A 23,915-nucleotide genomic window follows, 5' to 3' on the forward strand; every position below is an offset into this window, starting at 1 on the left:
AAACGGAAAGTTTATTAAATTAACAACTTTATTATTAGTTCTTAAAATAATAATCCCAGCTGCAAAAACTCTAAGTTATTCCTTATATTTTTTTTGTTTTATCCCCAATATTGCACTTTTTTTTCATATTTTCGTGTCCTAATTGGCTTACACAAATGGTTTACGATTTAGAACAGGAAAACAAAGAAATACTCGCCCGATACAAAGACTTAATTACGAACACCTATCGCAATTTAGATGAGGAGCAAAATAAGCTTATTAGAAAAGCTTTTGATATCGCCTTAGATGCGCATAAAGATCAGCGCAGAAAAACTGGCGAACCTTATATTTATCATCCGATTGAGGTGGCAAAAATTGTGGCCAACGAAATTGGGTTGGGCGCAACATCCATTGCGTGTGCCCTGCTTCACGATGTTATCGAAGATTCTGACTACACTTACGAGGATCTAAAAAAAATATTTGGAAAAAAAATAGCAGATATTGTGAATGGACTGACCAAGATTTCGGTCATGAACCATCAAAACATATCGATACAGTCAGAGAATTACCGTAAACTTTTGCTGACCCTTTCCGAAGATTTCCGCGTTATTTTAATTAAAATTGCCGATCGGCTTCACAATATGCGAACGCTGGAAAGCATGACGCCGGAAAAACAGAAAAAAATAGCTTCTGAAACGGTGTATATTTACGCACCGCTTGCACACAGACTGGGTTTGTACAATATCAAATCAGAATTAGAAGATCTTTCTTTAAAGTTTAATAATCCTGAAGTGTACATTGATATTTCACAGAAATTAGAACTTGCCAAGGAAAGTCGTGAAAAATACATTGAAGAATTCAGAAAAGAAGTTTTCGAACAGTTAGAAGACGAAAACCTAAATGTTTCTATTAAAGGTCGGGCAAAAGCGATTTCTTCCATTTATCGGAAAATGCTCAAACAGGGTGTAGCTTTCGATGAAGTTTTTGATAACTACGCCATCCGAATTATTTATAAATCCGACGCGAAGAACGAAAAATTCCTAGCTTGGAAAATCTATTCGATTGTTACAGACCTGTACCACAGTAATCCTCAGCGAATGCGCGACTGGATTTCGCAACCTCGTTCTACAGGGTATGAAAGTTTGCATCTCACCATTTTAGGTCCAGACAAAAAGTGGATTGAAGTGCAGATCCGATCCGAAAGAATGGACGATATTGCTGAAAAAGGGGTTGCGGCTCATTATAAATATAAAGAAGGATTTCGCCAAAGTTCTGATGAAAAAAACTTTGAACGGTGGGTAACCGAAATTCGGGAAGTTTTAGAAAACCAAGAATCACTTTCTACAACAGAACTTTTAGATGATATTAAACTTAATTTATACTCCAAAGAAGTTTTTGTTTTTACGCCACGAGGTGAAATAAAAATTTTACCAATCGGCTCTACCGCGTTGGATTTTGCTTTTTCAGTACACTCTGATTTGGGTACAAAATGTCTAGGTGCAAAAGTAAACGGAAAATTGGTGCCAATTTCCTATGTTTTATTAAATGGTGATCAGGTTGATATACTGTCGTCGCAGAATCAAAAACCCAAAGTTGACTGGTTAGACTTCGTTGTTACTTCTAAAGCAAAATCGAAAATTAAAGCCATCCTTAATTCCGAAAAAAAACAGTTTGGTTGAGGAAGGTAAAGAAATTTTACAACGGAAGATGCGTCATGCGAAACTCAATTTCAATGATGAGGAACTGAATAAAATGCAGAAATTTTTTGAGTTAAAAAGCTCGCAGGAATTATTTCTGAAATTTCAAAATGGTGATTTAGATATTGGCGACATTAAAAAATATACGGAGGGAAAAGGGATTTTCAGCAATATCATGCAGCGATTCCGAAAGTCTCCTACTAAAAACGTAGCATTTTCCGAAACGCCAGAAACAAATCTCGACATGATTGTTTTCGGGAAAGATGAGCAAAGCATGACTTATTCGTATGCAAAATGCTGTACCGTAATTCCGGGTGACAAAATTTTCGGTTTTATCACGATTTCTGAAGGAATTAAAGTTCACAATGACAATTGCCCTAATGCGATTAACCTCCGTGCACAATACGATTATCGAGTTTTACCAGCAAAATGGGTGAATGAAGAAAGCTTTAAAAACAGAATAAAAATCGAAATTGAAGGCTTGGATCGCATGGGAATGATTAATGACATTACGGCGGTCATCAGCAATAACATGAACATGGATATGAAAAGCATGTCGATCGAATCGAATAATGGGGTTTTCTTAGGAAATATTAACCTCGAAGTTAGAAACCGTATTCAGCTTGATGAAACATTTAAACAACTAAAAAATATTAACGGTGTATCTCGTGTAAAGCGAATGTAAAATTACCACAAAATAAAATCTATGCTTATAACTGACTATTTTAGAAAATTTCTCCACAGTTCCCAATCCTCCGGAATCATCTTGATTCTTTGTGTTCTTGTATCGCTCCTTGTTGCGAATTCATCTTTTGCGGCTTCCTTTCAAAACATCTTAGATACCAAAATTGGCACGGAGATTTTTCATCTCAATTACCCTTTAAGCATTTGGATTAATGATGGGCTAATGGCTATTTTCTTCTTACTCGTAGGCTTAGAAATCAAGCGAGAAATTGTAGAAGGCGAACTTTCTACCTTTAAATCTGCTTCCTTACCCATCGTTGCAGCAGTAGGTGGAATGGTCGTTCCAGGCTTAATTTACTATTTTTTCAACCATGGGACTGCCTACGCAGGCGGTTGGGCGATTCCGATGGCAACCGATATTGCTTTCTCTTTAGCGATTATCTCCATGTTGGGGAAACGCGCGCCACTTTCATTAAAAATATTTTTAGCGGCCTTGGCCATCGTTGATGATTTAGGTGCGATTATGGTGATTGCCATTTTCTACACCGACCAACTTCACTGGGATTATTTAGGTTTAAGTGCTGTGATGGTGGTGATTTTAATCTTGCTGAATTTCTTTAATTTTAAGAAACACATTTTCTATATTATACCCGGTTTATTTCTGTGGTATTTCATGCATCACTCGGGTATTCATGCGACAATTGCAGGAGTTTTGCTGGCCTTCACTGTGCCGACCAATGTTTCGGTAACAGAAATTTCACCTTTAGAAAAACTAGAGCAAAAATTACACCTACCGGTCAATTTTTTAATCATGCCTATTTTCGCCTTGGCCAATACCAACATTACCTTCAAAGATGGGATGGTAGATGATCTTTTCAGCAACTTTGGTTATGGAATTATCTTCGGGTTGGTATTTGGTAAAATCATAGGAATCAACTTGTTTTCTTGGGTATTTATTAAATTAAAAATAAGTAATTTACCTGATAAGAGTTCTTGGTCTCAAATGTTGGGCGCCGGTCTTTTGGCAGGAATTGGTTTTACCATGTCTATTTTTATCGCTTTACTTTCTTTTAAAGGACAAGCAGAAATTCAGGATGAAGCCAAATTTGCCATCTTAATTGCATCCGTTATTTCAGGTTTTGCTGGTTTTTCTTTATTAAAATTTGTAGGAAAAAAGAAAGAAAACAAGGAATTATTAGAAGATTAAATTGAGGTATTATCGTATTGTAATGGAGAAGTAATCTTTCATCTAAAAGTTTATTTCTCCAGAGTAATATGATGGCTTTCGCCAAATTCATCAGCACTAGAAATAAATTCAGCATCAACCAATAAATCATTTGAAAGCATTTCTTCGGCAATCATTTTATCAACTCTTACTTTTTTAATCGCAATGTTCAATTCATTTCCTAAAAGAATAAGAATAATATTGATGTTTACCCACACCATGACCAAAATAATGGTGCCAATCGAGCCATAAAGAACATTATATCTTGCAAAATTTTTCACGTAGATAGCAAAAAAATAGGTAAGCAACATAAATAAAATCGTGGTTAAAATAGCACCAGGAACAGATTGTTTAAAAGTGGTGATCTTCAAACATCCTACCCAATAAAATAACGCCAACAAAATAAAATAGAAAATCGGAAACGATATAAATCCGATAATCCTCGACATATTATCAACCAACCAGGAAATATTAATTTCTGGAGTAAATAATTTCAGCACCACTTCACTATAATACACCCCCAATAAAGAGGCAATGATCAGTACAATAAAGGCGATTGTGATTACAAAGGCAACCAAGTATTCTTTTACGGCTCCTCTTTGCAAGTTTGTATTAATATTGAACCCGTTGATTAATGAATGCGTGCCATTCACCGCAAAAACCATTGCAAAAACAATAGTTAAATTAGAAATGTTCTTCATATTTGGAATAATAAAATTCTGAATATAGTCTGAAACATCGCTTTGCATCCTTGCGGGTAAAATATTTTGCAATAAAACTTCAAAAATATAGAACTGCAATTTATCGTAATGCGGAAGATATGGCAATAATGAAAGTAGAAATAATATAAAGGGAAATAAACTTAAAAAAAAGCTCCAAGAGATACTGGCGGCACTTCTTCCGATTTGCATTTTAAAAACCCCTTGTCCGTAAATTTCAAACATTTTCCAAAGAGAAATTCCTAAAAAAGGAATATGAATCTCATCCAGAAAATTTCTAATTTTGATAATGAATTGCGGAGTTTTGATGCCCATTATTTTATATTTGCAAAACAAAGATAACAAATGCGAATTAATTTAGTCTGCATGGGCAAAACTGACGATAAAGAAATTACCAACTTGGTAAAATATTATCAATCCCGGTTGCCAAAATATTGGAATTTTGAAATCATTGAAATTCCAGATGTAAAAAATGCCAAAAATTTAAGTCCCGATTTACTCAAAAAAGAAGAAGGAAAATTATTTCTCAATCTGATTGAGAATTCTGACACCATCGTTCTTTTAGACGAAAAAGGAACACAATTTACCAGCCGAGAATTTGCTTCCAAAATTGACAATTGGATGAATTCCTCCGTGAAGAAAGTTTCCTTAATTATTGGTGGCGCTTATGGTTTTTCTGAGGAAATGTACGAAAGAGCCAATGAAAAAATGTCACTTTCCAAAATGACTTTTACCCATCAGATGATCCGCCTTTTTTTTGTAGAACAAATTTACCGCGCCGAACAAATTCTTCAGGGAAAACCGTATCATAATGATTAGTTGATGGTTGACAGTTGATGAGTAATTCTATCATTTTCAAATCATCACATCACATCAACTCATTATCTCATCATCACATTACTGCATTATCACATCAAAATTTTCGTATTTTTGTCTCATGACTCCAGATTTATCCCTTCGAACAGTTACGGTGATGCGCTATATTTTGCCACTACGAGAAGGCGGCTCTTTGCCCGCACTTGCAGAAGCCGATGACGATTTTAAATATGTTTTGAAGTTTCGTGGTGCCGGACATGGTGTAAAAATGTTGATCTCAGAACTTTTAGGTGGAATGATCGCCAAACAAATCGGCTTGCCCATTCCAGAACTGGTGTTCGCAAATCTGGATGTCGATTTTGGAAGAACTGAAGCTGATGAAGAAATTCAGGATTTGCTAAAATTTTCAGAAGGTTTGAATCTCGGAATGCACTTTCTTTCCGGAGCAATTGCTTATGATTCTTCCGTAAAAATTGATGAACTTTTAGCTTCAAAAATAGTTTGGTTAGATTGCTTTATTACCAATATCGATCGCACTTTCAAGAATACCAATCTTTTGATGTGGCACAAAGAATTGTGGGTCATCGATAATGGAGCGTCATTTTATTTTCATCATTCTTGGCAAAATTTTGATGCTGCTGCGAAAACTCCTTTTAAATATGTGAAAGACCACGTTTTGCTTCCTCTAGCAACTCAATTAGAAGAAGCAGATTTGTTTGCAAAAGAACATTTGAACGATGAATTTTTCCGAAATTTGGTGAATCTTATTCCCGACGATTGGTTACAGTGGAATGATGCCGAAGAAACGCCAGAAGAAATACGAGAAATTTATTTTCAATTTTTGAAAACGAGATTAGCCAATTCCGAAATCTTTTTAAAAGAAGCCCAAAATGCAAGAGGATAAATTATACGAATACGCCGTAATCCGCTTTGTACCAAAAGTTGAGCGGGAAGAATTTTTCAACATCGGGCTCGTTTTGTTTTCGAAAAAACAGAATTATATTCGCATTGAATTTAATATTTGTCCGAAAAAATTTCAGTTGATGCAAAGCAAAATAGATTTCGAAGACCTACAACAAAACTTAGAAAGTTTCGAAAAAGTTGCAAACGGAACAAAAGATGGCGGCGAAATCGCAAAACTTGATATTCCCGAAAGATTTCGTTGGTTAACTGCAGTAAGAAGTTCTGTAGTGCAAACTTCTCGACCACATCCGGGAAAAACGAAGGATTTAGATGGGACTTTTGAGAGGTTATTTGAGGAATTGGTGAAATGAATGTTCTTTTGAATTTTCTGCTCCCCATTATTCTTTAAATTTTTTAGAATTATTTTTTATAAAAATTTAAAACCGTATGTTCGTAAATAATTTCAATCACTTACCCTATAAAATCGACAAAACTTCTCAAATAATTCAGAAAAAATGAAATTAATAAACCCCTTTTTTGTAATAATCCTATTTTTATTTTTAACTATTTCCTGCAGAAAGGACGAAGAGTTAGATCAAAGTACAATTCCTGAAGATATTGTTTATGTTTCTGGACAGCACACTTATGGCGCTTCTTCTGCGGCAGTAATTTGGAAAAATGGAGTGGCTACAAATCTGACAGATGGTACCAATCACGCAAGAGCAAATTCCGTTTTTGTATCCGGAAAAGATGTTTATGCCGCTGGATACGAACAAATTGGGACGATGCTTATGCCAATACTTTGGAAAAATGGGCAACCTACCACCTTAAGCGACGTGGGAAATCCTGGCACTGCGCATAAAGTTGTTGTAGTGGGAAGTGATGTATATGTGGTAGGACATGAATTGAACGGAACCATACAAGTAGGCAAAGTTTGGAAAAACGGTATTGCAAGCAATTATACAGATGCGGTTTATTATACCATTCTTCGCTCTATAAAAGTTATTGGTAATGATGTTTACGTGGGGGGAACCAGCAATACGTCTTCAAAATCTAGGGCTGAATATTGGAAAAATGGGGTAAAAATATTTGCAACTTCTGAGAGCGAATATGCTGCCGGAATATCAATGGATGTTTCTGGAAGCGATGTTTACCTTGCTGGTTACAAATCCAACGGCACCAAAAACGTCGCCACCTACTGGAAAAACGGCCAAGAAGTCGCACTTACGGATGGTACAAATACCGCATTCTTGTCCGATATTTGCATCGTTGGAAATGATGTGTATGCAGTTGGTTATGAATACAACACTGATAATAGATCTGTTGCAAAACTTTGGAAAAATGGCATCGTAACTAACCTTAGTGATGGCACCAATTCTAATATTACAAGCAAAATTATCGTGGTCAATAATGAGGTGTACATCGCAGGCTATGAACAATTTTCTACCTATAGTGTAGCAACATTCTGGAAAAATGGCGTTGCTAAAAAAGTTGGTGATCCCAGCACTAGTTCACTCGGAGTAGGAATTTTTGTAAACCAGTAGTTTTTATTTTCGTCAAAAAAACTGCAAATCAATTTGAATATACCTGAAATTACGGAACAAAAATTATTTTCCTCATTTTTGAATTTTTTTGAAAGAACGAAAACCTATTGATTATATTTTTAAATAAATTTTCTACTAATGATTTGCTACCATAGTCCTTACAATTTTGGACTAAATAAACCTTAAATTTTTGTCAGTTTGGCAAATTTCAAAATTAAATTTTTCTCACCTTCGTGTTGAAATTTTACTTTCGCTTTGATATTTTGTGGATCAGTTCCATCCAGGAAAATAACTTCACCTACACCAAATCGATCATGCCTAACGCGATCGCCAACCTCAATATCTTGAGAGGAATTTCCACTTGGATTGATAATTCGCGCCGTAGCAACCGGTTTTAAATTTTGCGGTATCGGAGTTGGTTCATTTCGCTCAATGGTTTTCTTGGGTTCCTTCTTTTTAAAGAATCTTGGCTCGGAGGGTTCATCATCAAAAATATTGGATTTTAGCCCGGAATGATTTACAAAACGATTTTCCTGCGCTGGATTAATAAATTCTAAATACTGTTCATCAACTTCGCTTAAAAATCGCGACGGTTCTGCACTGGTAATTTTGCCCCATTGAAAACGGGAGACCGCAAACGTAAAAAACACTTGTTTTTCCGCCCGGGTTAATGCCACGTAAAACAGCCGCCTTTCTTCTTCTAATTCCTCGCGGGTAGATGAACTCATAAAACTTGGGAAGAGATTCTCTTCTAAACCCACCACATGAACAATCGGAAACTCTAAACCTTTGGAAAGGTGAATGGTCATTAATGAAACTTGATCTCCATCCTCATTTTTATCGGTTTGCGTATCGGCAGAAAGTGCAATGTTTTCTAGAAAATTAGATAAAGAGGGATCGCCATCCTCTAATTGCTGCTGCTCTTCGATGAAACCCTGCATGGAGTTCATCAACTCCTGAATATTCTCCACGCGTGAAATCCCTTCTGGGGTTTGGTCATCTTTTAAAAATTTTATGATCCCACTTCGTTTGGCCACTTCCATGGCAACATTATATGCGTTTTCAGTTTTTAATAAGACCTGAAAGGCTTTAATCATTGACCAAAAATCTGAGAGTTTAGTCAGAATTCCGTTATTCAAACTTAAATTTGGTGCATAGAAACCAAGATTATCTAAAACCTGAGAAACAGAAATATTTTGCGAGTCAGCAAAAACGATTAATTTATTTTGTGTGGTTTCGCCAATACCACGAGCTGGATAATTGATAATTCGCGAAAGTGCTTCTGAATCATTTTCATTCATTAAAATCCGCAAATAAGCGACCAAGTCTTTCACCTCTTTTCGTTGATAAAAAGACAACCCACCAAACACACGGTACGGAATATTTTTCCGGCGCAATGCATCTTCAAAAGCTCGTGTTTGCGAATTTGTTCGATACAGGATGGCAAATTCTGTAAATTTTTTCTGTGCAGAGTTATGCTGTTCCCAAATATTTGAAGCGACGAAATTCGCTTCGTCAGCATCGGAAAGTGCACGATAAACTTTTATTTTTTCACCCTCTTCATTATCGCTAAAAACATTTTTTTTAAACTGCTGTAAATTTTTAGAAATCACGACATTGGCGGCATTAACAATATTTTGTGTAGATCGGTAATTTTGCTCTAGCGAAACCGTAACGGCGTCTGGATAATCTTTTTTAAAGTTTAATATGTTGTAAATATTGGCACCGCGGAAAGAATAAATCGACTGAGCATCATCTCCGACCACGCAAATATTTTCAAATTTTGAAGCCAATGCTTTCACGATCAAATATTGCGAATGATTGGTATCCTGGTACTCATCCACTAAAATATAGCGGAAACGATCTTGATATTTTGCCAGCACTTCCGGAAAGCGCGTCAGTAATTCATTGGTCCTCAATAGTAAATCATCAAAGTCCATCGCGCCATTTCGAAAACAGACTTCGACATATTTTTGGTAAATGAGGCCGATATTTTTCATATTTGCACGTTCATCAGCTTCAATAAGTTCAGGATTATTAAAGTAGGCTTTTACGGTAATTAAATTATTTTTGTACGAAGAGATTCGTGCCTGAACTTTCTTGGGTTTATACAAATCACCATCGATATTGAGTTCTTTTAGGACTTTTCTAATAACATTGAGGGAATCTTGCGAATCGTAAATGGTAAAGTTACTGGGAAATCCGATCAGGTGTGCTTCTGAACGCAAAATTCGCGCGAACACCGAGTGAAAAGTTCCCATCCAAAGTGATCTTGCTTCACTTTGTCCCACCACTTTTGCTATTCTTTCTTTCATTTCTTTGGCGGCTTTATTGGTGAAAGTTAACGCCAAAATATTAAAAGGATCCACCAAATTGGTAATCAAATGAGCGATGCGCATGGTTAGTACACGCGTTTTACCAGAACCTGCACCAGCAAGCACCATCAAAGGCCCTTCTAGGGTTGTTACGGCTTCGTATTGGGGTTCATTGAGTCCTTTTAAATAATCCATCTGCATATATAAATTGAGGTTCAAATTTAGGGAAATTTTTAGAGATTTCTCGCGCTCAATGTTTGATGATAGAAACCTTAAAGAATAAGTAATATTAGGAGTGATTTTGAAATAGAAAGGCACAAAAATTGAAGAACTGTTATTTGTACCATTTTAAAATTAGAAACCATGTCTGAAAATATACTTTCTTTAGAAGATTTAAAATTCTTAGAAATTTTGCATACCAAATTTGGTTTAGAATTTATTCGTTGTGATGATGCAGGTTTTAAAATTAATAATGAATATGAAATTTCACGTGCCGTTGCCAATGGGTCTTTTGATACGATGTGTTATCTTGCAGAAATTTCTAAAAAGCTAAAATATCGTCTCAATTCTAATTTTCAGCTTAATTTTTCCAGTGGATTTAATTTTGATGTGGTAAGAATTTAAAAAAAAGTTTTACCCCCGAACATAAAAAAGACAGTCGTATACAATGTCTTTATATTAATGATTTAACCAGTGAGGCGGTTCAGTTTATTTATAATATCCTCTATCTCGAAAGGCTTTGCAATAAAATCATTTGCGCCCGCTTCAAGCGCGGTATGCGCTAATCCACGACTTGCAGACATCATCAAAATGGGAATGTTTTTGGTATCGTCGCTTTCTTTTAATTTCTTACAAATATCTCTGCCATCTTCTCCGGAGAGCCACATATCGAGTACGATAATATTAGGCTTCTCACTATGTTCTACGTAACTGAATATCTCCGAACCGCGTTCGAAGGTGTTTACCTGAAAACCTTCAAAATCTAGCATCGTTTCTAAAGAATCCAGAATAGCAATGTCATCATCGACTATTATTATTTTTTTTGAATTCATCTTCCTTAATTTACAATTCTATTTGGGGCAGTATAAAACTGAAAGTAGAACCTTTACCTAGAACACTATTGACCCAAATTTTACCATGAGACCTTTCTATAATTTGTGCAGAAATATAAAGTCCCAATCCCAACCCCGGGAATGTTGTTTGCTCATCTCCGCTTACTCGGTAATACTGCTCAAAAACTCTGTCTTTCTTATCTTCTGGCATCCCAATTCCGAAATCTTGAACGGAAAATTCTAGATTTCCACTGACCTCTTTAATTTCTACCACGATTTTGTCTGTATTTGGAGCATACTTAATCGCATTCGTTAATAAATTGGTTATTACTTGCCCTACCCTGTCTCTGTCTGCAAAAACCATACCTACGGGTTTTGTATGCAACTCAATTTTGCACGAAGTAGACATCTGTTGATCCTCTACAGTCTCAATCACTAACTTTTGAAAGTCAAAAGCTTCTTCATTTAAATATATTTTACCAGAGTTAATTTTAGTAACATCTAACAAATCACCAATTAACGAGGTCAGTTTAACAATCTGCACATCCATTTTCTTAGCAAATTCTGCATTTTTTTCGTCACCTGATTTACGCAACATTCTTTCTAATACTTGCGCGTACAATTTCAATGACGTGAGTGGTGTTTTCAACTCATGGCTTGCGATTCCTAAAAAAGTATCTTTTTGGGCAGAAAGGATTTTAAATTCATCAATATTGGTACTGGCTCCAATCCAATGAATAATGGTACCTAAATCATCAAACACTGGTGTAGCACGGTTTAAAAACCAGATGAATTTTTCTTTGGTTTTATCGTAAACTCTAAATTCCAGCTCGAATGATTTCTTTTCTAAATCAGCGATTTCCCAAGACCGTTTAAAATTTGCTAAGTCATCGGGATGAATAATGGTCTTATAATCCAATTCAGGTATCTCTTCTTCCGTTATATCTAAAAGTTTCAGCAGGTTTTCATTATAATAACTAAGTTTACCCTGATTATTTGCAGTCCAAACAATGTGGGGCATAGCTTCCGCCAATTCACGATATTCCTTTATCCCTTTTTGAGCTTTTATACGGGCTTCTACCAATTCGGTGACATTCACGGCCATATTCCAAATCGCATAGATTTGTCCCGATTCATCGCGCATCGGCCGATAAGAAAAACTGTAATAATATGTTTGTAGCCTACCATCAACAAACAAGTCTACTTTATCTTCTGTGGCAATATACGGTTCACCAGTTTTTAGTACCGTACGAAGAATCTCTGCAAAAGGTTGTCCCTGTAACTCAGGAATTGCCTCTTCTAATTTCATACCGATTACATCGGCTGTTTTACCCCAAGTTTGTAACATCTGATCATTGGCAAAAGCAATGATTAAATTTTCGCCTTTATAAATTGCAGTTGAGAAATCTGAAATTTCCATGAGTTCGCGAAAAAGAAATTCATTTTCTCTTAATTTAATCTCATTAACAACTTGTTCTGTAACATCGATTGCGACAAGCGATATTCCGATTATCTTATGTTCTGAGAAGACCGGTGCAAAAATAAAATCGAAATAATAGGTTGATAATATACCTTCTTTTTCGATGAACGTTTTAAATTTTGACCCGTTATAACTTGTACCCGTTTCATAAACCTTTTTAAGGATTCCAGGAAATTCCTGAGTAGCAATTTCTGGAAGTGCTTCTAATATTGGAAGACCGATTACCTCACTCCCTTTCTGCCAAAAATTTAAACATTGTGTATTTGCATTTTTTATTACAAAATTATCGCCCATGAGCATTGCCAAAGCAATTGGAGCCTGGCTAAAAAGTGAGGCCAGCGAATCTGCACGATCAGGATTACTGAAAAAATTTTCCATAACGGCTAAATTAAAAAAAATAGTATCAAAACAAACCAATCTTCAACTTTCTTAAGCTATTTTTATTAAAAAAATACGCTGAGCGCCAGCCAAATAATTAGTATCTCAAAAATTATCATTTTTAAAGCAATAATTCTATTAAGTATTACAAAAATAATCTTATATTTGCACACTAAAATTCAGGAGAAAAATGGGCACTATATTTACATTATTCATGGTTCTAATCATGATTTCGAGTATCTTACTAATTATTATGGTAATGGCACAAAACCCAAAAGGTGGTGGTCTATCAGGAACTTTCGGTGGAACTTCTTCTGCCCAATTCGGCGTTCAACGGACCAATGACTTTATGGAAAAAGCAACTTGGACTTTAGGCGGGATCATTGTTGTTTTGATTTTATTAAGTGTGGTCTTAACGGCAAAACCAACACAGAGTTTCCAACAAGCGCCAGCCAAAAAAGAAGCTCCGGCACCACAAACTGCACCTGGGACGAATAATTCGGTAACAATGCCAATTCCTGCGCCAGCAGATAAATAGAAATAATTTTCAACGAAAATAAAGAAAGAGATTCAATCATTTGGATCTCTTTCTTTTTGGTATTTATACGCGTGACTTAGGGCGTAAAATTTGTAAAGTACGAATGATTATTTTTCCAGTAGTCATCTTGGTCTTTTACAAACAAGCAGCTGATCCAAGAATCCAAAGTCATCTTTTCTAAAGTTTCGGACTCTATCTCTTTAAAAGTTGATTTAAAGAAATCAATGTCAATATTTAAGTTTTTTCGATCCAAAATCATCACATTTTCCGGTTGATACAGTGGATAATTTTTAATATCTAAGTTGGTAGTTAGCAGTTTTTTACCCGCTGCCAATGTTTCAAAAGTCCGCATCGTTAATCCCTCTTGAAAAGGTTTATTAATATCTAAAACCGCCTGAGTTTGACTGTACATTGTGGCAATTTCGGCATGTTTCAATTTTTTAAAACTCAATTTCTTTACGTCAAACCTCTTTAGATTCTGATCAAAAATTTTCTTTAGTAAAAAAGCTGCTTTACTAGGAGCATAATAGTAAAAATATGTTCTAAGATTTTGTTTTGTACAGATTTCTTCTATTTTCTCACCAATCACAAAACGGTCTGTATGTGCAGTTCCGATAAAGACAAGATCAAATTTCTGAGGTGAATTTTCTAGGGATGCACCATATTCATTCAGATAAAATAAGGGCCGAAAATGTAGGTTGTATTGCAGCGCATCTTTCGGTTCAAAGGTGAAATTTTTATCGAAATAGGAATACAGTTTCAAAAATTTTGGATATTCCCGAGCGGAGTCGTACGAGTAATAAATCATCTCTGCCGCGGGATGACGTTCTCTAAATTTTTCCAGGAAAAAAAATGGAATCGTTTCACCTTTAATTAAAAGCAAAAAATCATAGGAATGGGCGTTGGTTTCTTGTAAAATTTTTTGGTAATACGAGTTAATCTTTTTAAAATAAAAATCTTTATTAACGCGGATAACTCCTTTAGAAAAAACAGAATCAGATGGTCTTTCGTTATAAAAATCTACCTCTGCACCCCATTCCCGAAGTCGGTTCGAAATCGCTTTTTCATAACCGAAAAAGTTTGCAGAAAGAAATAATATCTTCTTGCCACTTAAATTCATGTTTTCAAAAAACCTTTTTCCTTCATTTCTTGCAGCGATTGAAGTAAGTTATTTTCTGCAGGTGGTTGTTCTAGCACCCAATCCGCAAATTCTGGTATGCCTTCATCCAAATTCACTTTCGGCTGTACATTCAGCAAGGTGTTCATTTTTGTTAAATCGGCGAAATGATGACGGATATCACCGATTCGGAAATCACCGGAAACTTCCATTGGAACATTTTTTTGATACGCCGCCATTAGAAGTTTAGCCACCGATAAAACAGGGGTTGCGATGCCTGTTCCAATATTAAGTATTGCATTATTTGCGGTTTCCATTTCTAAACATTTCACTGTTGCCTCAACGGTATCTTTAATATGAATAAAATCCCGAGTCATCAGACCGTCTTCAAAAATATTAAGGGAATTTCCGTTTAATATCTGGGTTGAAAATATGGATAAAATTCCCGTATAGGGATTGCGTAAGGATTGTCCGGCTCCGTATACGTTTTGGTAACGCAAAATTACGTAGGCCAGCCCGATTGATTCACAAACCAATTTTACCATTTGTTCTTGTTGGAGTTTGGTTAACCCGTAGAAAGAAGTGGGATGTAATTTCGAGTCTTCATCGGTCGCTACTGGTTCCAGTGGCTGACCATTGTCATCCAGCATTTGAAAATATCCTTGCTTCATAAACGCAACCGATCTACTTTTCGGATAAACAGCTTCTGAGCGTGCGTTAATATATTTTCCTTCCCCATACACCGCTCTGGATGAGGCCAAAATGAATTTCTTGACTGTGTGTTTCTGATTTACCAAAACATCTAATAACAACGCCGTTCCGGATATATTTACCTGACCATATTTTTCAATGGAATACATGGATTGACCAGTTCCGGTTTCTGCGGCCAAATGTATAACCGCATCTTGACCGTGAAGCGCTTTCTCTACCTCTTTTCTGTTGGTAACATCTCCTTTAATGAAAATTACTTTTCCTGAAATACTTTGATAAAGGACAGAATCTTCATCATTCAATCCATGAATTTGTGGAGATAAATGATCTAAAACCGTCACCTTATAGCCCAGATCATTCAGTTTCAAAGCTAAATTACTCCCGATAAAACCGGCACCACCGGTGATTAAAATATTTTTCAAATCAATGTTTTTGATAATTTCCCAAATTTCGGGTTTATTATGATACCATCACTTTCTTTTAACTATAATATTTAAAACTTCTCTGTTTTTTTAAGATCAAAAATTTCTGAATGAAATCTGAATGGAGTATAAAAATTCTTTAAATTATTCAAAAATATGAAATTTAAAAACAAGGTTTTGCCAGGCTGCCTAGTACTTTCCTTGCCAATTTAAAATTTTATTTCGGCTAATTCTAAGAATATATTTCAGTTTATAAAAAATAAAATAACCAATATATCGTAGTATTCCGATCCTTCTGAATTGAAAAACTTCTTTTAAATTCTTCTGAAATCCCTTTTCCATTTCTTCTAAATTTGCGGAAAGACCGGAAACACCAAACGTTCTTTTCCCACCGCCAGTCAAAACCAATTCTTCATTCAAAATAAACATTTTATGGTGTTCCGAAACTTTTAACCAATAATTTAAGTCTTCTGCATATCGCTGATTATCATCAAAATATCCTGCATTAGCTAGCACTTTTCTTTTAAAAATAACGGTTGAAGGTTGTGTTTCATTTCGGATCATCAATTTTCGAAACGAAATCGCAGCAAGATTATCTGGACCAACAGTATACGGAAAGAGAATTTCGTGATTTTTTCTGCGACATGCTAAAAAATCGACCTCCAAATGACCAGTTTCCAAAATAGGAATTTGTCTTTTTGTTTTCTGCGGATACCATTCGTCATCTGCATCTAAAAGAGCGATATACTCACCAGCAGCTAATTTTAATCCGGTATTCCGTGCGTTCGAGACGCCATTATTTGGCTGACTAATTAGTGAAATCTTCAGTTCCGGATGATCTAAAATATAATTCTCAACGATTTCTAAACTTTTATCTGTAGAACCATCATTAACCACGATTATTTCAAACATTTCGGTGGGGAAAGATTGATTTTTAACAGAATCCAAAGCATTCTTAATACTATTTTCTGCATTAAACATGGGAATAATTACCGAAATCATTTCAGATTACTTTTAAAATTAGTATTAAAATTAAAAACCAAACTTAAGATTATAAATGGCATTGACATATTAAAGAAACTCAAATCAAAATAAGAGTTCACCATTACATTTTGATAACCATATTCTACCAAATGTAAGAAGTACGGAATTACTACCGCAATGAATAAAACGAACCCGGAGAAAAAAACACTGTTAGCATACGATTTTACTTTAAACGCAAGAATTATGGCCAAGACGAGATAAGAAACACTTAGAAATATCGGTTGCTTGCTCCCTTGAATGGTCAATGGATTGTGCGATAAAATCATTTCCCAATCCGCTGCATTTCGGAAAAACAAAAATAACATCGCAAAAACCACTACAACAAAAACGGAGATAAACCGTAATTTTTCTTGGCTAGAAAACTTATAAAAGGCTTTAGTTAAAAGAATTATTAAAGGAATGATCACTGATAAACGGGTAAGAAAAACAAGTGCAGTCATCACGGAAAGCCACTCTATTTTTAATTTATTTTGCACGAATAATTTTGTCCAAACCAAATAAGAAAAACCTGTTACCAAAATAAAATTAGAAAAAAGGTCGCTTTTTGTGTAAACCTCCCATAAATAACTTGGTGATAAAATGAACAAAACAATTGCAGCCAAGCGCAGTTTATAGGTTTTGAAAATTTTAAAAATTAAATATGAAAATAGCAGAAAACTAAATGATTGCAAAAAGCCCACGCTGCCGAAAACCACATAAAACGGCATTCCTAAAACAATTAGGAAAGGTAAATTTGAAGATTCTCTTCCCAAATAATTTCTAATATTATAGGGGTATTCATTATTAAAGATTGCTTTTATACCAATTTCCATCGCATCCCAGCGATCCACATTTAAGGATTTCCCATCAACATAATAGTTTACAGCCACACTAAAGATAAAAAATAATGCTACTAACCCCCAAAACAAATACTGGTAAGCGCTATTTCTAAGGTTTATTTTAAAGTAGAAAACCGCGAAAACAAGAAGTGACACCAGATAAACCGGAAAAATATAAAACGAAAACCGACCCCCATATTTCACTATGAACAAGCCATTTACGAAAAGATAAATAAAAAAAACAGCCCATTTTTCAAGGTTGTTTAAAATTGTTGGTGGGGTGTATTCTGAAATTTGCATGGCTGGTAATCTTCAGGATTAAGAACTGCTTTCACTATAAGGCAATCTGTTCTGAATGGATCTTCCTAAAGAAATCTCATCGGCATATTCTAATTCATCGCCCACCGAAATTCCTCTTGCAATCGTTGAAAACCGGACTGGAGCAGCTTTAAATTTTTTGTAAATATAATAAGCGGTTGTATCGCCCTCCATGGTGGCGCTTAACGCGAAAATCAATTCTTTAACAACGCCATTTTCTAATTTTTTTTCGATGGATGAGATATTAAGTTTATTGGGGCCAATACCTTCCATCGGAGAAATTTTACCGCCCAAGACCAGGTACTTTCCACGAAATTTTCCGGTATTTTCAATGGCCATGACATCGCGAACATCTTCAACCACGCACAGGAGCTCTTCTGTCCTTTTTGGGTTTGCACAAATATCGCACATTTCAGCATCTGAAAAATTATGACAGTTTTTACAATATTTAATATCGACCACTAATTTTTTTAAGGAATCGCCCAACGTAATCGCCTGGCTTTCGGGTTGCTTCAGCAGGTGCAATGCCAAACGCAGTGCAGATTTTTTACCTATTCCCGGTAATCCCGATATTTCATCAACCGCTTTTGCTAATACTTTACTCGGATAATCCATTTCACAAAAATAAAGTTTAAAAACAGAAGTTACAAGTTTCGCGGATTTTATTATCTTTAAAAAAAATATAAAATGGTCCTAAAAAATCTAAATTACCCGCTTGATTTTAAATTTAAAATCTCCACCCTTTCCAGTGATTTTAATATTACGGATAAGGATGGCAATTACGTCGCCTATGTTCGCCAAAAAATGTTTAAACTCAAAGAAGACGTCATCGTTTTTAATGATGAATCGAAATCGCAGGAACTCTTTAGAATAAAAGCAGACCGGTGGTTAGACTTTAATGCGAGTTATTCCATCAACGATCTTTTGAACAATAAAAATTACGGTCGCTTGGCACGAAAAGGAATGCGCTCTTTTTGGAAATCACATTATGAAATCTTTGATGAAAATGACCAGCTTAAATTTAATATCAGCGAAGACAACGCTTGGGTGAAAATTATGGACGGAATGGTTGGCGAAATACCCATCATCGGAATGTTTACCGGCTATATCTTAAACCCGTCCTATACGGTAAAAGATGCAAATGGCAACGCGTATTTTAAGTTAAAAAAAATGCCCTCTCTTTTTGGCAGAAGATTTCAACTGGATCGAATAAAAGATATTGATGATCAAGATGAATCATTGGTAGTTTTATCATTTTTAATGATGGTTTTATTGGAAAGAGCACGGGGATAAGCCAACTTATATTTTAAAATAACACCTATGATAATGAAGAAAATTCTGCTGATCGCCTCTTTAATAATACTCTTCTCGTGTAAAAAAGAAGAACAAGTTTCCGAAACAAAACCCTTAAGCACAGATTCCATCTTGCTCGCAAATGATTCGTTGGCAGCCTCCCTGGAACCATTAAATCAAATTAAGCTGGAAACCTTTGGCTTCCCAGCCGAAGTTAGCGGATGCTCCTGTTACTTTTCTAAAAATAAGCAGGATTTTCAAGATGAGAAATATGTATACATTGATGATTACGGCAACAGCGCATTTTTAAAAATCGATGGAAAGATGGCCAAGATTAAAATGGAAGAAGGTGATTTCGATCCCGACAATTTCAATAAAGTCATTAAAAATGAAGATTTCACCATTAGCATTCAAGGAAAAAAAGTAAATGAATTAGAAGAAGTGATGATGTTTGAAGGAACCATGACCGTAGAGAATAAAAACGGAGAAAAAACAATCACGCCTATTTATGGCGAATGTGGCTGTTAAATAGTCTTAAAATTAAAATATTGCGCTTTTGAAAATTTCAGGAGCGTTTTTTTATTTGTATTTTTGAGGTAAATAAATTTTTAAAATGGAATTATCACATCTCGAACCGCAAATCGTTTGGAAAAATTTTTCAGCGTTGAATGCAGTTCCTCGTCCCTCAAAAAAAGAAGAAAAAGTCATCGCATTTATTAAAAACTTTGGTGAACAATTAAATTTAGAAACCACCGTAGATGATGTCGGGAACGTAATCATTAAAAAACCTGCCACTGCTGGGATGGAAAACAGAAAATCTATTGTTTTACAATCTCACCTGGACATGGTTTGTCAGAAAAACAATGACGTAAATTTCGATTTTGAAACCCAGGGAATTCAAATGGAAGTTGATGGCGATTGGGTAAAAGCAAAAGGCACAACTTTGGGTGCTGATAACGGTTTGGGTGTCGCCTCGATCATGAGTGTTTTAGAAAGCAATGACATTGCCCATCCCGCGTTAGAAGCTCTTTTTACCATTGATGAAGAAACAGGAATGACGGGCGCACTAGGATTAAAACCCGGACAATTGGAAGGCGAGATTTTGCTGAATTTAGATACTGAGGAAGATGACGAAATCGACATCGGCTGTGCTGGTGGCGTAGATGTTACCGCTTCGCAAACCTATGGTTTAGAACATTCCAAGGGACAAATCGTAAAAATTACCGTGAAAGGTTTACAAGGTGGACATTCTGGAATGGATATTCACAAAGGTTTTGGAAATGCAAATGTTTTGCTCGGCAGGCTTTTATACACCGGTCTTTACAACCAAAATATACAGTTGATTTCTATGGACAGCGGCGGTTTACGCAATGCTATTCCAAGAGAAGGAAACGTGATTTTATCCGTCAGAAATTCAGTTGAATTTATTGATGGAGCTAACAGTTTGAAAGCTGCGATTTTAGAAGAATTTGCTTCTGTTGAAAAGGATTTCCATATCAATATCGAAAATTTCTCAACACCAGAAAAAGCGATTTCTGAAGAAGATTCAAAAAAAATTATTCTGGCCTTAAAATCTGCGCACAATGGCGTGTACAGAATGTCTCCGGATGTTTCCAATTTGGTGGAAACCTCTAATAATATTGCGAGAGTAGCCTTGAAAAATGGAGAATTAAAGATTTTAAACCTGTCGCGATCATCGGTTGATTCTACAAAATATGCCGTGGCAGAACAATTAAAATCGGTTTATGAATTAGCGGGTATGCAGGTAGAATTTGGTGGGTCTTACCCCGGTTGGAAGCCAAAACCAGGATCTGAAATCGTAAAAGTAATGGAGAAAATCTATGAAAAAGATTTCGGTGAAAAGCCGCAGGTTGTGGCTTGCCATGCAGGATTAGAATGTGGCATCATCGGTGCCAATTACCCCGATATGGAAATGGTGAGTTTTGGGCCCACCATTCGCGGTGCTCACTCGCCTGATGAAAGGGCTAATATTCCTTCAGTTCAGAAATTCTGGGGATTCTTAAAAGAGATTTTAGCCAATATTCCAGCAAAATAATTTTAAACAAACACCTAATAAAAGACAAAATACGGTCATCGTGTTTTGTCTTTTATTATTAAACTTGAATCCTGTATATTTCAAGGACGGACTTTCCCATTTCTCATGTTCTTCAATTTGGTTTGTTCCTCTAAAATTTCATCGTTTTTTAAGACATTAATGCCACCAATCTTTCGGTCGACTAGCGCTTTTACGCCGGTGTGAAATTTTACTGATTGATCGATTGGTAAATTTGGTTTAATTATTTTCATTGTAATATATTTTAAGTTTATAAAGTTGAGTGGGTCTCTCGAAATTTTTTTCGAAAATTGTTTGGACTTTCCTGTGCAATTTTCTTGAAATACTTTCCAAAGTGTGATTTATCAGAAAAGCCTAATTCGTAGGAGATTTCGGTGACCGATAAGTCGGTATTTAATAGCAGTCGTTCTGCCTGGAGAATTACTCGATTTTGTATAAAATTTTCTGCCGAAATATCTAATTTTTCTTTAACCAAAGCATTCAAATAGTTAGCAGAAATTGTTAATTTTTCTGAATAATCAGAGGTTCTTTTCAGTTCTTTAAAATGAAGTTCTACCAGATTCTTAAACTGGTCTACATATGAACTTTTCCGGTCTGTACTAAAGTCACTATAAGCCGGATGATCGGTTTTTCTGATGTATTTCAACATCGATGTTTTTAATAATAAACAGATAATTTCTTTGCTTAAAATTCCTGGCTGATCAAATTCTTTTTTAATATCGCTTATTCCAAGTCTGAAATTGGCCAAATCAATTTTCGAAAAATCAAGAGATGAAGGCAAATTCGCAAAGGCAGTATCATTTTTTATTTTTCTGTTTCCGGTGTAGATTAAATTATAGAATGATCTTGTAAAAAGCACCGCTTCTCCCGAAAAATTTTCAACTTTCGAAAAGAGAAAGACCTGATTGTAATTCACAAAAAACACCCTTCCTTTTTTGAGCTCATGTACTTCTTGGTCGATTATTAAATTCCCGGAACCGCTTTGCACGATTAGTAGCGTATAGAATTTTGTTTTATAAGAATTCTGCGCACTAAATACGGAAATCAAATCTGATGGACTCAAATAGACCAATTCTCCATCAAAAGAAAAAGGCCGTTTTAAGGAGCTGATTGTCATTCTGTTAATGAATGAATTTGTCATAAACTAAAGTATCTTTTAATTATGATATAAAGATAATACAAACCACTAATAAACGTTATTTTTGAGTGAAATATTTTAGTTTAAACAGACATATTCGTCAGCCCTACCTTCTATGGGAATCATTTCTGTATCTACTTTTTTATCAACATAATCAGAATTCATGGCGCGTAAAACGGCCATATAATTCATGCTAAAATCAATCGTATCGCCAACTTCCAGATGTTCTGTGTTTTCACCCAGATCTAAAATCAGCATATCTGAACTTGCTCCTATAATTTCAATTCCAGGCAATAATACGGCAATATCTTTATGATCAATATCCAGCAAACCAACATCAACAATAGCTCTTATTGAAGATTTTCCTTTTTCTTCTTCCGAAAACGTTGGAGTTTCGCCGGTAAGATTAGTTCCCACCGTTCCCGAGGGAATGGTGGGCTTTTCCTGCATTTCTATGATTTCGGCAGTGAGGGTAAAAACATCTTGGTACATTCCTGTTAATGAAGAATCCTCGTACACATTCGTCCCAAAAAACAGGGTTTCTCCGACCCGAAAATGATTGATTCCATCTGGAACTTCATTTTTAAAAATCAGCGGAATCGTCACTGAAGATCCACCCGAAATATAGGGAATGGTTTTGCCAGAATGTTCTTCTATTATTTCTTTAAAACGGTTGAGTTTTACCAATTTTTTCTCGTCGGGCAAAATACCGTTCAAACAATTCAGATTGGTACCCAAGGCGACAACTTCAATATTGGGTAATGCAATAACCTCATCGTAAAACTGCATAAGATTTCTGACCATAATTCCTTCGCGCAATTCTCCCATTTCAACCATGAGCACTACCCTATGGATTTTATTCTGTTTTACAGCTTCTTCTGATAGCAATTCTAAAGTAGCGATTTCTGTATTGAAACTTACATCTGCAAATTTTACAATGCTTTTGGCCAAGCGCTTTGCTGGCGGCTTAATATAAATGGTTTGCGTGCTGGGCGACAGCTTTTTGATCGTCTTCAGGTTGCTTAATCTGGAATCACAAATTTCTTTGTCAGACAAGTTCAGCAGAACCTCTAAGAATTTTTCATTCCCACATAAAAGTTTAGCAACGATCGCCCATTCAATTTTATTCTGCGCAAAAACCTGATTGAGCACTTTAAAATTATGACGTAGTTTCGTGGAATGTAAAGTAATGTATGACATGTTATTTTTTTAATCTCATCTCGAGATATTTACTGGTAAAGCCCAGCTTTTCATATAAAAATTTGGCCGGATTATCGGGTTCGCAGTGCAAAGCCATATCGCCTTCAGACAGATCTATGGCGGTTTGCATCATTTTTTTTCCAACTCCTTTTCCGCGAAAATCTTTATCAGTGGCGATATAAACCAAGATATTTTCTGGGATATAACCGTTCATTCCGGTTTTATTAATGATTACCGCGCCAGCCATTTTCTGGGTTTCAGCGTCGATGGCTGAAATGACCAAGCCACCTGGTTTATCATCTTTTCCAAAAGCATAATCAAGGCATTTTTCGATATCTTCTTTCGGATCGCCATATTGATCTAAACTTTCAAAAAGAAAATCGATGATTTCTTTCTTTGTATTTTCTGGAGCTTTATTTTGAGCTGAATAAGTATTTATTTGAATCATAT

General features: G+C 35.5%; 23 protein-coding genes and 1 pseudogene. 11 read left to right on the forward strand and 13 right to left on the reverse strand.

What is annotated here, in order from left to right:
- Positions 1 to 155: 155 nt before the first annotated feature.
- Both QWY78_RS02660 and nhaA read left to right on the forward strand, forming a co-directional pair.
- A pseudogene (locus tag QWY78_RS02660) lies at positions 156 to 2,361 on the forward strand (RelA/SpoT family protein).
- Between the two features lie 21 nt (positions 2,362 to 2,382).
- Positions 2,383 to 3,567 carry a Na+/H+ antiporter NhaA gene (gene nhaA, locus QWY78_RS02665; RefSeq protein WP_290216314.1) on the forward strand — a complete coding sequence of 395 codons (1,185 nt, stop codon included), beginning with the start codon at positions 2,383 to 2,385 and terminating at the stop codon, positions 3,565 to 3,567.
- Between the two features lie 50 nt (positions 3,568 to 3,617).
- Here nhaA and QWY78_RS02670 read toward each other — a convergent pair whose 3' ends face one another.
- A complete protein-coding gene (locus QWY78_RS02670; RefSeq protein ID WP_290216316.1) occupies positions 3,618 to 4,619 on the reverse strand; it encodes a YihY/virulence factor BrkB family protein in 1,002 nt (333 codons plus the stop codon).
- Positions 4,620 to 4,649: 30 nt separating this feature from the next.
- On the opposite strand from QWY78_RS02670, the gene rlmH reads away from it, so the two are divergent.
- From rlmH to QWY78_RS02690, 4 genes are all read left to right on the forward strand, one after another.
- The gene (rlmH, locus tag QWY78_RS02675) at positions 4,650 to 5,123 is read left to right on the forward strand and encodes a 23S rRNA (pseudouridine(1915)-N(3))-methyltransferase RlmH (protein WP_290216318.1); all 474 of its coding nucleotides are present in this window, start codon (positions 4,650 to 4,652) and stop codon (positions 5,121 to 5,123) included.
- 118 nt (positions 5,124 to 5,241) lie between these two features.
- On the forward strand, positions 5,242 to 6,024 hold the full coding sequence (locus QWY78_RS02680; RefSeq protein WP_290216321.1) for a HipA family kinase: 783 nt from the start codon (positions 5,242 to 5,244) through the stop codon (positions 6,022 to 6,024).
- Complete coding sequence (locus tag QWY78_RS02685; RefSeq protein ID WP_290216324.1) at positions 6,011 to 6,394, forward strand: DUF3037 domain-containing protein; 384 nt, start codon at positions 6,011 to 6,013, stop codon at positions 6,392 to 6,394. Before QWY78_RS02680 ends, QWY78_RS02685 begins: the two co-directional genes overlap by 14 nt.
- A 144-nt stretch (positions 6,395 to 6,538) precedes the next feature.
- Positions 6,539 to 7,567, forward strand: coding sequence for a hypothetical protein (locus QWY78_RS02690; RefSeq protein WP_290216327.1), 1,029 nt, complete (start codon positions 6,539 to 6,541; stop codon positions 7,565 to 7,567).
- Between the two features lie 182 nt (positions 7,568 to 7,749).
- On the opposite strand, the gene QWY78_RS02695 is transcribed toward QWY78_RS02690, so the two are convergent.
- Complete coding sequence (locus QWY78_RS02695; protein ID WP_290216329.1) at positions 7,750 to 10,077, reverse strand: ATP-dependent helicase; 2,328 nt, start codon at positions 10,075 to 10,077, stop codon at positions 7,750 to 7,752.
- 168 nt (positions 10,078 to 10,245) lie between these two features.
- Here QWY78_RS02695 and QWY78_RS02700 point away from each other — a divergent pair, with 168 nt between their 5' ends.
- Positions 10,246 to 10,506 (forward strand): hypothetical protein, encoded by a 261-nt coding sequence (locus tag QWY78_RS02700; protein ID WP_290216331.1) that lies wholly within the window; start codon positions 10,246 to 10,248, stop codon positions 10,504 to 10,506.
- 62 nt (positions 10,507 to 10,568) lie between these two features.
- Here the strand turns inward: QWY78_RS02700 and QWY78_RS02705 are convergent, their stop codons facing one another.
- Together QWY78_RS02705 and QWY78_RS02710 are read right to left on the reverse strand one after the other, a co-directional pair.
- Positions 10,569 to 10,934: a response regulator gene (locus QWY78_RS02705; RefSeq protein ID WP_290216334.1), complete on the reverse strand. Its 366-nt coding sequence runs from the start codon at positions 10,932 to 10,934 to the stop codon at positions 10,569 to 10,571.
- A gap of 10 nt (positions 10,935 to 10,944) precedes the next feature.
- Positions 10,945 to 12,792, reverse strand: a complete 1,848-nt coding sequence (locus QWY78_RS02710) for a PAS domain-containing sensor histidine kinase (protein WP_290216336.1) — start codon at positions 12,790 to 12,792, stop codon at positions 10,945 to 10,947.
- A 190-nt stretch (positions 12,793 to 12,982) separates the two neighbouring features.
- Here QWY78_RS02710 and secG point away from each other — a divergent pair, with 190 nt between their 5' ends.
- Positions 12,983 to 13,330, forward strand: coding sequence for a preprotein translocase subunit SecG (gene secG / locus QWY78_RS02715; RefSeq protein WP_290216338.1), 348 nt, complete (start codon positions 12,983 to 12,985; stop codon positions 13,328 to 13,330).
- Between the two features lie 76 nt (positions 13,331 to 13,406).
- On the opposite strand, the gene QWY78_RS02720 is transcribed toward secG, so the two are convergent.
- The 5 genes from QWY78_RS02720 to recR all read right to left on the reverse strand — a co-directional run bounded on the left by QWY78_RS02720 (position 13,407) and on the right by recR (position 18,375).
- A complete protein-coding gene (locus QWY78_RS02720; RefSeq protein WP_290216340.1) occupies positions 13,407 to 14,450 on the reverse strand; it encodes a WaaS/CpsH family glycosyltransferase in 1,044 nt (347 codons plus the stop codon).
- The gene (locus QWY78_RS02725; protein WP_290216341.1) at positions 14,447 to 15,580 is read right to left on the reverse strand and encodes an NAD-dependent epimerase/dehydratase family protein; all 1,134 of its coding nucleotides are present in this window, start codon (positions 15,578 to 15,580) and stop codon (positions 14,447 to 14,449) included. Before QWY78_RS02725 ends, QWY78_RS02720 begins: the two co-directional genes overlap by 4 nt.
- Positions 15,581 to 15,769: 189 nt before the next feature.
- On the reverse strand, positions 15,770 to 16,582 hold the full coding sequence (locus tag QWY78_RS02730) for a glycosyltransferase family 2 protein (protein WP_290216344.1): 813 nt from the start codon (positions 16,580 to 16,582) through the stop codon (positions 15,770 to 15,772).
- Positions 16,579 to 17,742: a hypothetical protein gene (locus QWY78_RS02735; RefSeq protein WP_290216345.1), complete on the reverse strand. Its 1,164-nt coding sequence runs from the start codon at positions 17,740 to 17,742 to the stop codon at positions 16,579 to 16,581. Before QWY78_RS02735 ends, QWY78_RS02730 begins: the two co-directional genes overlap by 4 nt.
- 18 nt (positions 17,743 to 17,760) lie before the next feature.
- On the reverse strand, positions 17,761 to 18,375 hold the full coding sequence (recR, locus tag QWY78_RS02740) for a recombination mediator RecR (protein ID WP_290216347.1): 615 nt from the start codon (positions 18,373 to 18,375) through the stop codon (positions 17,761 to 17,763).
- A gap of 72 nt (positions 18,376 to 18,447) precedes the next feature.
- On the opposite strand from recR, the gene QWY78_RS02745 reads away from it, so the two are divergent.
- The 3 genes from QWY78_RS02745 to QWY78_RS02755 all read left to right on the forward strand — a co-directional run bounded on the left by QWY78_RS02745 (position 18,448) and on the right by QWY78_RS02755 (position 21,109).
- Entirely contained in the window at positions 18,448 to 19,053 is a 606-nt protein-coding gene (locus tag QWY78_RS02745) for an LURP-one-related/scramblase family protein (protein ID WP_290216349.1), read from the forward strand.
- Positions 19,054 to 19,086: 33 nt separating this feature from the next.
- Positions 19,087 to 19,581 (forward strand): ligand-gated ion channel, encoded by a 495-nt coding sequence (locus tag QWY78_RS02750; RefSeq protein WP_290216351.1) that lies wholly within the window; start codon positions 19,087 to 19,089, stop codon positions 19,579 to 19,581.
- 85 nt (positions 19,582 to 19,666) lie between these two features.
- A complete protein-coding gene (locus QWY78_RS02755) occupies positions 19,667 to 21,109 on the forward strand; it encodes an aminoacyl-histidine dipeptidase (protein ID WP_290216352.1) in 1,443 nt (480 codons plus the stop codon).
- Positions 21,110 to 21,189: 80 nt separating this feature from the next.
- Here the strand turns inward: QWY78_RS02755 and QWY78_RS02760 are convergent, their stop codons facing one another.
- The 4 genes from QWY78_RS02760 to QWY78_RS02775 form a co-directional block, all read right to left on the reverse strand.
- Entirely contained in the window at positions 21,190 to 21,360 is a 171-nt protein-coding gene (locus tag QWY78_RS02760; RefSeq protein WP_290216354.1) for a hypothetical protein, read from the reverse strand.
- 17 nt (positions 21,361 to 21,377) lie between these two features.
- Positions 21,378 to 22,268, reverse strand: coding sequence for an AraC family transcriptional regulator (locus tag QWY78_RS02765; RefSeq protein ID WP_290216357.1), 891 nt, complete (start codon positions 22,266 to 22,268; stop codon positions 21,378 to 21,380).
- A 75-nt stretch (positions 22,269 to 22,343) separates the two neighbouring features.
- Positions 22,344 to 23,465 (reverse strand): alanine racemase, encoded by a 1,122-nt coding sequence (locus tag QWY78_RS02770; RefSeq protein WP_290216358.1) that lies wholly within the window; start codon positions 23,463 to 23,465, stop codon positions 22,344 to 22,346.
- Position 23,466: 1 nt separating this feature from the next.
- Positions 23,467 to 23,913: a GNAT family N-acetyltransferase gene (locus tag QWY78_RS02775; RefSeq protein WP_290216360.1), complete on the reverse strand. Its 447-nt coding sequence runs from the start codon at positions 23,911 to 23,913 to the stop codon at positions 23,467 to 23,469.
- Positions 23,914 to 23,915: the final 2 nt, after the last annotated feature.

The sequence above is a fragment of the Kaistella yonginensis genome, assembly GCF_030409525.1.
GTDB lineage: Bacteria > Bacteroidota > Bacteroidia > Flavobacteriales > Weeksellaceae > Kaistella > Kaistella yonginensis.

What these genes read in the sequence shown, in the direction of transcription:
- QWY78_RS02750 (WP_290216351.1), top strand. Translation starts at nt 19,087, where the DNA reads ATGAAGAAAATTCTGCTGATCGCCTCTTTAATAATACTCTTCTCGTGT.
- QWY78_RS02680 (WP_290216321.1), top strand. Translation starts at nt 5,242, where the DNA reads ATGACTCCAGATTTATCCCTTCGAACAGTTACGGTGATGCGCTATATT.
- QWY78_RS02690 (WP_290216327.1), top strand. Translation starts at nt 6,539, where the DNA reads ATGAAATTAATAAACCCCTTTTTTGTAATAATCCTATTTTTATTTTTA.
- QWY78_RS02770 (WP_290216358.1), bottom strand. Translation starts at nt 23,465, where the DNA reads ATGTCATACATTACTTTACATTCCACGAAACTACGTCATAATTTTAAA.
- QWY78_RS02735 (WP_290216345.1), bottom strand. Translation starts at nt 17,742, where the DNA reads ATGCAAATTTCAGAATACACCCCACCAACAATTTTAAACAACCTTGAA.
- QWY78_RS02710 (WP_290216336.1), bottom strand. Translation starts at nt 12,792, where the DNA reads ATGGAAAATTTTTTCAGTAATCCTGATCGTGCAGATTCGCTGGCCTCA.
- QWY78_RS02685 (WP_290216324.1), top strand. Translation starts at nt 6,011, where the DNA reads ATGCAAGAGGATAAATTATACGAATACGCCGTAATCCGCTTTGTACCA.
- QWY78_RS02765 (WP_290216357.1), bottom strand. Translation starts at nt 22,268, where the DNA reads ATGACAAATTCATTCATTAACAGAATGACAATCAGCTCCTTAAAACGG.
- recR (WP_290216347.1), bottom strand. Translation starts at nt 18,375, where the DNA reads ATGGATTATCCGAGTAAAGTATTAGCAAAAGCGGTTGATGAAATATCG.
- QWY78_RS02730 (WP_290216344.1), bottom strand. Translation starts at nt 16,582, where the DNA reads ATGATTTCGGTAATTATTCCCATGTTTAATGCAGAAAATAGTATTAAG.
- secG (WP_290216338.1), top strand. Translation starts at nt 12,983, where the DNA reads ATGGGCACTATATTTACATTATTCATGGTTCTAATCATGATTTCGAGT.
- QWY78_RS02705 (WP_290216334.1), bottom strand. Translation starts at nt 10,934, where the DNA reads ATGAATTCAAAAAAAATAATAATAGTCGATGATGACATTGCTATTCTG.
- QWY78_RS02755 (WP_290216352.1), top strand. Translation starts at nt 19,667, where the DNA reads ATGGAATTATCACATCTCGAACCGCAAATCGTTTGGAAAAATTTTTCA.
- QWY78_RS02760 (WP_290216354.1), bottom strand. Translation starts at nt 21,360, where the DNA reads ATGAAAATAATTAAACCAAATTTACCAATCGATCAATCAGTAAAATTT.
- QWY78_RS02775 (WP_290216360.1), bottom strand. Translation starts at nt 23,913, where the DNA reads ATGATTCAAATAAATACTTATTCAGCTCAAAATAAAGCTCCAGAAAAT.
- rlmH (WP_290216318.1), top strand. Translation starts at nt 4,650, where the DNA reads ATGCGAATTAATTTAGTCTGCATGGGCAAAACTGACGATAAAGAAATT.
- QWY78_RS02720 (WP_290216340.1), bottom strand. Translation starts at nt 14,450, where the DNA reads ATGAATTTAAGTGGCAAGAAGATATTATTTCTTTCTGCAAACTTTTTC.
- QWY78_RS02695 (WP_290216329.1), bottom strand. Translation starts at nt 10,077, where the DNA reads ATGGATTATTTAAAAGGACTCAATGAACCCCAATACGAAGCCGTAACA.
- QWY78_RS02670 (WP_290216316.1), bottom strand. Translation starts at nt 4,619, where the DNA reads ATGGGCATCAAAACTCCGCAATTCATTATCAAAATTAGAAATTTTCTG.
- QWY78_RS02700 (WP_290216331.1), top strand. Translation starts at nt 10,246, where the DNA reads ATGTCTGAAAATATACTTTCTTTAGAAGATTTAAAATTCTTAGAAATT.
- nhaA (WP_290216314.1), top strand. Translation starts at nt 2,383, where the DNA reads ATGCTTATAACTGACTATTTTAGAAAATTTCTCCACAGTTCCCAATCC.
- QWY78_RS02745 (WP_290216349.1), top strand. Translation starts at nt 18,448, where the DNA reads ATGGTCCTAAAAAATCTAAATTACCCGCTTGATTTTAAATTTAAAATC.